Consider the following 9,857-nt stretch of genomic DNA (forward strand, 5'->3'; position numbering starts at 1 on the left):
AGTCGGGCGAAAGCCTGCGCAGGTTCGAATCCTGCCCTCTCCGCACAGGACACCGGCCCGCCACTGGCGGGCCGGTTCTGCGTCGTCCCCGATCATGCCCGGTCAGGGCTCGCAGACCCGGGCGGGCCGGCCTCCTCCCCGCCGACCGTCATGCGGATGCTGCGTGAGCTCGATGAACGCGTGGCCGTCGTGCGGCCGGATCACTCACGAAGAGCGGGTTCCTTGCACGGGGCGGTCACGGTGTCTCGGCTACAGCGTGTCAGCGCGTTCCTTGAGTTCGACGACACCGCACACCCCGTGGAAGCGGTCGAGGCGGGCACGCATATCGTGCAGGGCGTCGTGGACCTTCATGGAACGGATGCCGACGGTGCAGTCGAGGAACTCGTTCCACGCGGTGAGTGCGCCGTCGACGTCGTCGCGGCGGAGTCGCACTTGACCGAGGTCGGCGAGAACCATCGCGCGCGTTCGCTTGCGGTCGACCCCGTGCACGTCAAGTGCGTAATGGAGATGTTCCTCAGCCGCACCGAGGTCGCCGAGCCGGGCGAGGATCATGCCGGATTCATGGGCCCACCGGCCGGGTGAATAGTGGGCGGCCCACGATTCACCCGGTGTCTTGGGCGCTAATTCGATCGCGATCTGGGACGCGGCCAGTGCCTTGGTGGCAGTGCGGCGGTCGCCGTCGGTGGCTGCGGCATTGGCCAGGGTGGCGTTGTAGTACGCGATGGCCCGTGGTTCGTCGAGGCCATGGGAGAGGCGGACGCATTCCTCGGAGATGCGCACACCGGCCGCCCGGTAGCCGAGGTCGACGCACTGTACGGCGAGTCCGCGCAGCGCGGTCGCGGCCAGCTCGGCGTGCCCGGCCTCCCGGGCGATCTGGTACGACTCCTTGAAGTACTCCTGGGCCATGCCCTGGTTGCCTTCGTCCTGCGCCATCCAGCCGGCGAGGTGGATGAGCTGGGCGACCGCGGCGAAGAGGTCGCGGCCGGTGGCCTGGGTGAAAGTGCCCTCCAGCCAGGGCCGGACATCCTCGGTGAGGTAGCGGACGGCCAGGTGGCGGGCGTGGCCGCCGCCGAGTTCGGCGGCTGCGTCGCCGAGTGTGGTGGTCATGTGCCGTACGGCCGCGACCTCGCCTCGGCCGACGTTCACAGCGGCGGTACCGGAGTCCGCAGCCGCTGTGCGGCGGGTGATGCTGTCGGGGTCGGGCAGGGAGAGCGCGCTGAGGGCCGCGCCGCTGGAGGCCGCGAGGAACTGCCGGCGTTGCACGTCGAACTCTCCTAACCGGATGACCGAGGCCACGCTATCGGCCCATGGCATACCGCCGGGGTGGTCGACAACGAATTGCGGCCCGCCGTCCGGCAGTTCCCCCGGTGTGGAGAATCGGCAGGTCTGCGGCACCCCATACTCGAACGGAACCTGATCGTGCCCAAGGATGATCACAGAGGAGCGATTCGGCCCGAAGCCGCTTATCGCGGACTCGCCGGGAGGATCGGCCGTGATCCGCCACTGCCCCTGCCGGGATCCGGGCATCTCGTTGTCCGTGCGAAGCGCGGGCGGTGGGCCGACCTGGGCGATCGGGGAGTAGTCGTGGGCGAAGCCCAGTGCCATCGGGCTGGTCGCGAACAGACGGCACAGGAGGTCCTGGGTCTCGGCGATCGGCAGGACGCCGGCCTCCCAGTCCTTCCATGAGCGTTCGGTGACACCGACGGGCCTCAGCTGCTGGGTGGCGACGAGGTCGTGGAGCTGGGCGACAGCCCGGACGACGGTCCAAGTCATGGCGAGGCGCCGGCATTTCAAAGGCCGGTGTCCGCAGTGTTCTCCGATCTGTGTGGCGATGGCCTCGATCAGCGCAGGAGGCGGCGCGGTGGCTTCGGCAACGCCGCTCTGGCCGAGCATGCGTTCGCGTATCCGCCGTCCACAGGCGGCGTCGTGTACCGGCCGGTTGGGTGGGCCTGTAGTGGCGGTCATCGTCGGCTCCCCGCTGGGTCGCGCGCGAACAGCGAGTGGGGTTCGCGGCACGGCATCTGTGAGGGCTTGCCTTCCCGAGATCCTCCCCAAACCTCAAACCCCGCAGGCGATTTGACCGCCCGTGGTGGGAGGCGGTACCGCCCGTGGCGGGCGGGAAACTCTCACTACCTCGACGAACGGCGCCGGACCAGGCTGTTGGACAGGCGCCGCGTCCGGCCGACGGACCCACAGCCGATCCGTCTCCACGCCCGTGGGCACCAGCCGGACGCGTCGCGCCTTCCACGCCTTACCGAAGACCGCTCACCCCGTCCTCAGGGCGGGAGTTGGGAGAACATAATGGTCGACACCCGATCGATTCCGGCGCAGGCCGGGCAGATCGCCCAGTTGGATCGCCTGGACCTGCTGCGCATCGAACGCCTCCGGCACGAAGCACTGACCGTACCCGCCCAGTGGACGGCCGAATACGGTGCATACCAGTCCGGCGGCTGGTGGACCACCTCGCTGATGAACGCCTCCGGCAACGCGGCGGACGTACGCATCGGCGACTGCACCGCCCGTCCCACCGCCCTGCTGGAATCCATGCCGGCCACCGCTGAACTGCTCGCTGAGCTCGGCCTGTCATACATGTGGGTGCGCCTGGCCCGGCTGGAGGCGAACGCGTTCTTGTGGGAGCACCGCGACTACGACGAACTCGACCAGATCGAACGCCACCGCCTTCACATCCCGTTGCACACCAACTCCTCCGCGTTCCTGGTCACCGGCGGAACGAAGGTCCACATGACCGGAGGGTGGATCTGGCGGCTCACCCCGACCTACGCGCACGGGGTGTGCAATCTGCTCGGACCGGACCGTATCCACCTGATTGCCGACGTGTACGCGGACGACGCCTACCGACTCCTGGCCCAGCGGGCCCAGCTGAATCCGTCGGCGGCCAAGCCCCTCCCTGCGGCCTCGCGGGCGCTGCTTGCCGCCAAGCTCGCCGATGCCCGGCTGCTGGCGGAGCTCGGCTACACCGGCGCGGCCGAACAGCTGCTGTTGCGGCTGTTCTACTGCTTCACCCTGCCCGAGGGCACCACGTATGACCTGATCGCCGAGCTGCACACCGCGCTCGGTGACGCCGAGGCCGCCGCCCGCTGGAGCCGGGCCAAGACCACCCTCCTCGCGCTCGCCGAGTCCTGACCCTCGCACCCACCTCTCGCGACGGAAGGAAAATTCGCATGTCGCTTACCACGCTTGCCCCCGCCGCTCCCGCGGTCGCGGCCGAGTTTCAGCTGGCTGCGCTCGTCGAGGCCAACCGTCCCGCGCAGATGCCGCTGGTGACGCGGATCGCCAGGGCCCTGTCTCCTTCGCCGGCCCTCACGCACCTGCTGGTGCGTGGCTCGCTCGCCTCGGGCACCGCCGACCGACTCTCGGACGTCGACTTCGTGGTCGGCGTCAAGGACGCCGCGCTGCCGGCCTTCGCCACCGGCCTCAACGATCTGATGACCGTGGCGGCCGGGGCCCTGCTGCCGGGCTGGCCCGACAGCATCGTCACCGACCTCGGCGGACTGGGGTTCGTGTTCCTGATCCCGTACGACGGCAAGCTGCAGCAGGTCGACCTCTACCTCGCCCCCGCCTCCGCGATCCCGGTCCTGCGCCGTCAGGTGACCTGCGTCGCCGTCCTCGACCGCGCACCCGTGCCCCCCACGGATGATGAGTGGCGGCGGGCGGCGGCCTTCGTGGCCGAACGGGCCGCGCGAGCGAAGACGTGCACCGAGTTGCTGATCGAGCACCTGGTGCTCGCAGTGCTCCTGCACAAGCGGATCCAGCGCGGACAGCGGTTCGTCGCGTACGCCGAGTGGCACCTGATGCACACCGCGACCAAGGACCTCCTCAAGGCCGCCCTTGCCCCGACCTCGCGGTTCTGGGGCTGGTACCAGCTGCGGGAGGAGATCGCGCTCACCCCGATCGGCCGGGCCTGCCTCGCGGACCTCGACGCGGCCGTCGCCTCCCCGGCCGTGCCCTCCGCCGCCGACGTCGAGAGGGCCCTGGACCGCGTGTTCACCCTGGTCGAGCGGGCCTGCCCGCACGCAATGGACGGCCTGTCCGATGCGATCACCGCCTACCGCACCTACCGGGAGCTGGCATGACCATGGCCGAAGTACGTCCCTCCACCAGCACGAGCGAGCACCGGGACAAGAGGGCGGTGTTCTTCGGCGGGGTGATGCCCGCCTCCGCCGCTGAGAAGCACATGGCCGAGCAGATCGGCATCCTGCTCGCCGCGTCCGGGTTCACGCTGGTGCACGGCGGCTACAACGGGCTGATGGAAGCCGCCGCCCACGGCGCTGCGACGAAGGGCGGGCGGATCTGCGCGGTCACGCTGGCCGCCAAGTGCGAGGAGTGGGGCGGCTTCAACCCCTACGTCACCGAGGCCGTGCACCTGGCCTCCCTCGGCGATCGCCTGAACCACTACTTCGACCAGGCCGACCTGGTGGTCGCGATGGGCGGCGGGGTGGGCACCCTGCACGAGCTGACCGCGGCCCTGTACTACGCGGGCAACATCCGCCCGCTACCCGTCCTCATCGCCGGGCCGACCGCGCTGCGGCTGCTGGACTTCCTGCGCCGGGAGAAGTGGCTCTTCGCCTCCCCGACCCGGCAGCTGGGCTTTATCACCGAGGCCACCGACATCGCAGCGCTCGCCGCCGCGCTGCCGGCCGTGACAGCAGGACCGAAGGGGGGCACGTCATGACGACCGCTGCTCCCAACCCGGTGTCCCTCGCCGACCGGATCGCCGCCACCGCGCTGGTCAACGGCCCGTTCGCACTGAGCGATGGGCGACGGCTCTCCTCGTACTTCGACGAGTACCTCCTGGCCGGCGATCCGCAGCTGCTCACCGAGACAGCCCGCGCGATGGCCGGCCACCTTCCTGCCGACACCGATGTTCTGGCCGGAGTCGAACTCGGCGGTATCCCGCTGACCGTGGCGCTGTCCACCGCCACCGGGTTGCCCGCCGCCTTCGTCCGGCGGCGGCCCAAGGAGTACGGCTCGCTCCGCCAGTTCGAGGGCACCGAGATCCAGGGACGGCGTGTCGTACTGGTCGACGATGTGATCCGTTCCGGGACCAGTCTGTTGACGGCGGCCCGCCGGTTGCGGATTGCCGGGGCCAAGGTCACCGACGTGCTGTGCGTGCTGGAGCGACCCCTGGGCGGCCAGGTGTTGCTGGCCGAGCACCACCTCACCCTGCACCCGCTGCTGACCGAGGCCAATTTCCCGGCCGCGAAAGGAGGCGAGCAGGCATGAAACGCGCCGCGCTCTTCGACCTCGACGGCGTGCTCGCCGACAGCCACCATGCCTTCCGCCTCACCCTCGCCGGATTCGCGACCTTCCACCTGGGCCGCCGCATCACCATCGCCGACCTGCCGACCGACGTGGCGATCGCCCCACGCGACCATGTCCTCGCCGCACTCGGAGTGACTGAGCCCCTCGACGAGGAGGGCTGGGACGCTGCGACGGCGACGGCCACCTTGACCGCGCGGGTCTTCCCCTACGTCGTGCCGGTTTTGACCGAGTTACGGGCGGCCGGCTGGGCCACCGGGATTGTCACTGCCCGCACCCAGCGCCGGGTGCCCTGGCTGCTCGGCGACGACATCCGCTCACTGATGGACGTGATCATCTGCAGCGACGAAGCCCCGCTCAAGCCGGCCCCCGACGGGATATTCCTCGCGTTGGACCGGCTCGCCGTGCCGCCCGACCAAGCGGTGTTCATCGGCGACATGCGCGCCGACGTCCTCGCCGGGCAGGCAGCCGGAGTGCACACGATCGGTGCCGGATGGGGCTTCACCCCACCCGAGCAGCTGGCCGACGCGGGCGCCGACCTCGTACTGAACGACCCTGGCCAGCTCGTGCCCACGCTCCTGAAGTGGGCGGACGCCGGGCAGCCGACCGGCCACCGTAAGCGATCTTGATGTGCGACCCGCTACAGTCGGTGGTACAGCAGACCCGGCACTCGGTGCCCTGTTGGTCTGCTGCACCACTGGTGAGCAACGGAGCGGGAGTCACGGTGTACCCCCTGGGGGCGCGAGCTATCTGCGTCGAGCTGGAGAACTGAGAACTACCTCAGTCCCGTTCTCGGCCCGGCTCGGCGTGTGATCCCCCACCACCTTCCGTGACTCTTCCGTGAGGCCATGCCGCCATGCGCTCGACGCAGATCCGCCAGACGTTCACCGACTTCTTCACCTCCCGCGGCCACCACTCGGTGCCCTCCAGCCCGCTGGTCCCCGACGACCCCACACTGCTGCTCACGAACGCCGGGATGAACCAGTTCAAGCCCTACTTCCTCGGCGAGACCACCCCCGCCTTCCCACGCGCCACCAGCATCCAGAAGTGCGCCCGCACTTCCGACATCGACAACGTCGGCCGCACCAACCGTCACGCGACGTTCTTCGAGATGATGGGCAACTTCTCCTTCGGCGACTACTTCAAGGAAGACGCCATCGCCTATGCCTGGGAACTCCTCACCCAGGGCTACCAGTTGGAGAAGGAGAAGCTCTGGATCACCGTCTACGAGGAAGATGACGAGGCCGAGCACATCTGGCGCCGCATCGGTGTCCCCGCCTCCCGCATCCAGCGGCTCGGCGTGGAGGACAACTACTGGTCCATGGGCGTCCCCGGCCCCTGCGGTCCGTGCTCGGAGGTCAACTACGACCGCGGCCCCGCCTTCGGTAAGGAGGGCGGCCCGGCCGTCGACGGCGAGCGCTACGTCGAGATCTGGAACCTGGTATTCATGCAGTTCCAGCGCGGCGAGGGCGACAAGAAGGGCAACTTCCCCGTCCTCGGCGAGCTCGCCCGCAAGGGCGTGGACACCGGGCTGGGCCTGGACCGGCTCGCCGCAATCCTCCAGGACGCGCAGAACGTATGCACCACGGACCTGCTGCTGCCCACGCTCCACACCGTGCAGGACCTCGCCGGGCGTGCCTGCCCCGCGGAGGGCGAGGAGAGGGTGTCCTTCCAGGTCGTCGCCGAGCATGCCCGCTCCATCGCCTACCTCGTCGCCGACGGCGTCCTACCGTCCAAGGACGGCCGCGGCTACGTTCTGCGCCGCCTCATGCGCCGGGCCATCCGTCACGCCCGCCTGCTCGGCATCGACGGGCCCGTTCTGCCGACCGCGACCGCCAGCGTCATCGGGAATCTCGGTGACGTGTGGCCGGAGCTGCCCGCGCAGGCCACGCTGATCGAGCAGGTCGTCTCCGCGGAGGAAGAGTCCTTCACCCGCACCTTGGCCCAGGGCACCCGGCTGCTGGACGCCGCGATCAGCCGTACTCAGCACAGCGGCTCCGACGCGCTGCCGGGCGAGACGGCCTTCGAGCTCGCCGACACCTACGGCTTCCCCGTGGAGCTGACCATCGAGGCCGCCCGCGACGCCGGGCTGACCGTGGACGAGGACCGCTTCGCGAACCTGCTGGACGAGCAGAAGAAGCGCGCCAAGGCCGGTGGCAAGGCCAGGACCACCGACGCCCTCAAGAAAATGGACACCTACCGCGAACTGTCCGCCGCCCTGCCACGTACGGAATTTCTCGGCTATGAGCACCTGACCGCCGAGGCCACCGTCACCGGCCTCATCTCCAGCGGCACCGTCGTCACTGCCGCCGACGCGGGCAGCGAGGTCGAACTGGTCCTGGACCGCTCACCGTTCTACGCCGAAGCCGGCGGACAGGTCGGCGACACCGGCACCCTGACCCTGAGCGACGGAACCCGGCTCCAGATCACCGACACCCGCTACGGCCTGGAGGGCTTCCGCGTCCACACGGCTCGCGTACTCGAAGGCGACCTGCGCATCGGCGCCCGCGGCGAGGCCGCAGTCGATGCCGTACGCCGGGCGGGCCTGATGCGCTCGCACTCCGCCACCCACATCCTGCACGCCGCCGTCATGGCCACCCTTGGCGACCACGCCCGCCAGCAGGGCTCCCTGGTCGAGCCCGACCGGCTCCGCTTCGACTTCGCGCACTTCACCGCACTCACCCCCGACCAACTGAGCGAGATCGAGCAGGCCGTCAACGGCCACGTCCTGGACGATCCTGCCGTACACGCCTGGCACGCCGACCGCGCCGAGGCCGAAGCCGCCGGGGCGATCGCACTGTTCGGCGAGAAGTACGGCGACACCGTCCGCATCGTCGACATCGGCAACTTCTCCCGCGAGTTGTGCGGCGGCACCCACGTCGCCCACGGCTCTCAGGTCGGCACCTTCCGCCTGCTCTCCGAGTCCTCCGTCGGCTCCAACCTCCGCCGCGTCGAAGCCCTCACCGGGCACGGCGCCCTCGCCCACCTTGACACCGAACGACGCCTGCTGACCGAACTGTCCGGCCTCCTCGGCAGTCGGCCTGCCGATGCCCCCGACATCCTGCGCAGGCGCCTGGAGGCGCTCGCCTCGGCCCAGAACGAATTGGCCCGCCGGCGCACGGCCGAGCTCGGCCGTCAGGCGGCCGACCTTGCCGACCATGCCCGGCCTACCGGGCGGGGCCGGCTCGTCGTCCGACCCGTCACCGGCCTGGCCCCGGACGAAATGCGCGCGCTGGCCGCCGATATCGTCACGCGCATCGGCACCGAGGCGGCCATCGTCATCCTGGCCACCGAGCACCGGGCGAAGGCCCTGCTGGTGGCCGCCGTCTCCGGCCCCCTGCACCAAGGTGGAACCGAGGCCAGTCAGCTCCTCACCGGTGCCGCACGAATCGTCGGTGGGGGATCTGGGGGACGAGGGCCGATCGCGAACGCCGGCGGACGCGCTCCCGAACACCTCGAACAAGCCCTGGCTGTCGCCGGCCAGGAAGCCGAACGCCTGCTGAACGACTGACGCAGGCTACGCGCTCACGTACTCCGCTCGGCGTGGGCGCAGCCCCTGAGGGTCTGGGCGGCGAGCAGGCAGGACCGGCTTCCGCCTGCTCGCCGAAGCCGCTCGACCAGGGGTTCCTTCGCCAGTTCGGCGTTGTGCAAAGTCAGGACCTCGATCTGGTTGACGTACGTGACGGTGGTGTCTCTGAACTCCGGTAGCCCCCATTTCCGCAACGGCTCAGTGAACCCGGACAACTGCGTGTCGCCTCCTTGCCAGATCTGATCTGTCCAGATAGCGCCCGCGTTCGCAGAGGGTTCAGGAACCTGCGTGCGAAGACTGGTTCACCAGCCGGTGCACAAGCCACGACGGACCGGCTGGAAACGTCGGCTCAGTCGCCCGTTGTTCCGTCCGTGCGCTCTCGCAGGAAGTCGGCGTGTCCGTTGTGGCGGGCGTACTCCTGGATCATCTGCATGTAGAGCCAGCGCAGGCTGAGGGCAGCGCCCCGCGCGGACGTGAACGTCTCGTCGAGGTCATGTCCGGCTGCCGCGGCGTCGCACGAGGCGACCTCGGCCCGGAACCTCTCGAAGTCCCGTTCCGCGTGGACCTCGTGGATTCCCTCAATGCCCTCATTACCGTCTCCCGGGTCGGTGAAGACGTTCCCGGCGTCCTCACCCGCGAAGCGCCGACGGAACCATGTCCGCTCCACCTCCGCCATGTGACGGACGAGGCCCAGCAAGGTGAGGCTCGACGGTTCCACGGTGGTCCGCGCCAGTTGGGCGGGCTCCAGCCCCTCGCACTTGGCCAGCAAGGTCTCGCGATGCCAGTTCAGCCAGCCTTCCAGCATCTGACGCTCAGGTGCGACGGCCAGATCACCGATCCGCGTAGTCCGCTCGATCTGCGGCGCTGTCCATGTCATGCGCCTACCCTGACCGACCACCTCACGGAAGCACCAGGGACACACGCGTCGATGGTGGCCAAGTCGCGCCGCACGATCAGCGACAAACTCGGTCACACCCACCATCCACGGGTGAGCGGATCCCCGTGACGAACTGGCCTGCCGGCACGTGTGCTTGACCGTCAGCCGCTT

Annotated in this window: 9 protein-coding genes; 6 read left to right on the forward strand and 3 right to left on the reverse strand. The window is 69.5% G+C overall.

Annotation, left to right across the window (positions count from 1 at the left end; all coding sequences use genetic code 11):
• Window positions 1-249: 249 nt before the first annotated feature.
• A complete protein-coding gene (locus tag NBY69_RS34545; RefSeq protein WP_250306117.1) occupies window positions 250-1,773 on the reverse strand; it encodes a tetratricopeptide repeat protein in 1,524 nt (507 codons plus the stop codon).
• A gap of 528 nt (window positions 1,774-2,301) precedes the next feature.
• On the opposite strand from NBY69_RS34545, the gene NBY69_RS34550 reads away from it, so the two are divergent.
• The 6 genes from NBY69_RS34550 (at window position 2,302) to alaS (ending at window position 8,791) form a co-directional block, all read left to right on the forward strand.
• A complete protein-coding gene (locus NBY69_RS34550; RefSeq protein WP_250306119.1) occupies window positions 2,302-3,144 on the forward strand; it encodes an aspartyl/asparaginyl beta-hydroxylase domain-containing protein in 843 nt (280 codons plus the stop codon).
• Between the two features lie 38 nt (window positions 3,145-3,182).
• Entirely contained in the window at window positions 3,183-4,094 is a 912-nt protein-coding gene (locus tag NBY69_RS34555) for a hypothetical protein (protein WP_250306121.1), read from the forward strand.
• A complete protein-coding gene (locus NBY69_RS34560) occupies window positions 4,091-4,693 on the forward strand; it encodes an LOG family protein (protein WP_250306123.1) in 603 nt (200 codons plus the stop codon). The genes NBY69_RS34555 and NBY69_RS34560 overlap by 4 nt, the downstream gene beginning before the upstream one ends.
• Window positions 4,690-5,244 (forward strand): orotate phosphoribosyltransferase, encoded by a 555-nt coding sequence (locus NBY69_RS34565; RefSeq protein WP_250306124.1) that lies wholly within the window; start codon window positions 4,690-4,692, stop codon window positions 5,242-5,244. Before NBY69_RS34560 ends, NBY69_RS34565 begins: the two co-directional genes overlap by 4 nt.
• Entirely contained in the window at window positions 5,241-5,909 is a 669-nt protein-coding gene (locus NBY69_RS34570; RefSeq protein ID WP_250306125.1) for an HAD family hydrolase, read from the forward strand. The genes NBY69_RS34565 and NBY69_RS34570 overlap by 4 nt, the downstream gene beginning before the upstream one ends.
• Before the next feature lie 227 nt (window positions 5,910-6,136).
• On the forward strand, window positions 6,137-8,791 hold the full coding sequence (gene alaS, locus NBY69_RS34575; RefSeq protein WP_250306126.1) for an alanine--tRNA ligase: 2,655 nt from the start codon (window positions 6,137-6,139) through the stop codon (window positions 8,789-8,791).
• Between the two features lie 14 nt (window positions 8,792-8,805).
• Here alaS and NBY69_RS34580 read toward each other — a convergent pair whose 3' ends face one another.
• Both NBY69_RS34580 and NBY69_RS34585 read right to left on the reverse strand, forming a co-directional pair.
• Window positions 8,806-9,024: a hypothetical protein gene (locus NBY69_RS34580; protein ID WP_250306127.1), complete on the reverse strand. Its 219-nt coding sequence runs from the start codon at window positions 9,022-9,024 to the stop codon at window positions 8,806-8,808.
• A 134-nt stretch (window positions 9,025-9,158) separates the two neighbouring features.
• Window positions 9,159-9,686 (reverse strand): DinB family protein, encoded by a 528-nt coding sequence (locus NBY69_RS34585; RefSeq protein WP_250306129.1) that lies wholly within the window; start codon window positions 9,684-9,686, stop codon window positions 9,159-9,161.
• Window positions 9,687-9,857: the final 171 nt, after the last annotated feature.

The organism is Streptomyces sp. A 4/2, from assembly GCF_940670765.1.
Classification (GTDB): Bacteria; Actinomycetota; Actinomycetes; order Streptomycetales; family Streptomycetaceae; genus Streptomyces.

What these genes read in the sequence shown, in the direction of transcription:
- NBY69_RS34545 (WP_250306117.1), bottom strand. Translation starts at nt 1,773, where the DNA reads ATGACTTGGACCGTCGTCCGGGCTGTCGCCCAGCTCCACGACCTCGTC.
- NBY69_RS34565 (WP_250306124.1), top strand. Translation starts at nt 4,690, where the DNA reads ATGACGACCGCTGCTCCCAACCCGGTGTCCCTCGCCGACCGGATCGCC.
- NBY69_RS34550 (WP_250306119.1), top strand. Translation starts at nt 2,302, where the DNA reads ATGGTCGACACCCGATCGATTCCGGCGCAGGCCGGGCAGATCGCCCAG.
- NBY69_RS34585 (WP_250306129.1), bottom strand. Translation starts at nt 9,686, where the DNA reads ATGACATGGACAGCGCCGCAGATCGAGCGGACTACGCGGATCGGTGAT.
- alaS (WP_250306126.1), top strand. Translation starts at nt 6,137, where the DNA reads ATGCGCTCGACGCAGATCCGCCAGACGTTCACCGACTTCTTCACCTCC.
- NBY69_RS34570 (WP_250306125.1), top strand. Translation starts at nt 5,241, where the DNA reads ATGAAACGCGCCGCGCTCTTCGACCTCGACGGCGTGCTCGCCGACAGC.
- NBY69_RS34555 (WP_250306121.1), top strand. Translation starts at nt 3,183, where the DNA reads ATGTCGCTTACCACGCTTGCCCCCGCCGCTCCCGCGGTCGCGGCCGAG.
- NBY69_RS34560 (WP_250306123.1), top strand. Translation starts at nt 4,091, where the DNA reads ATGACCATGGCCGAAGTACGTCCCTCCACCAGCACGAGCGAGCACCGG.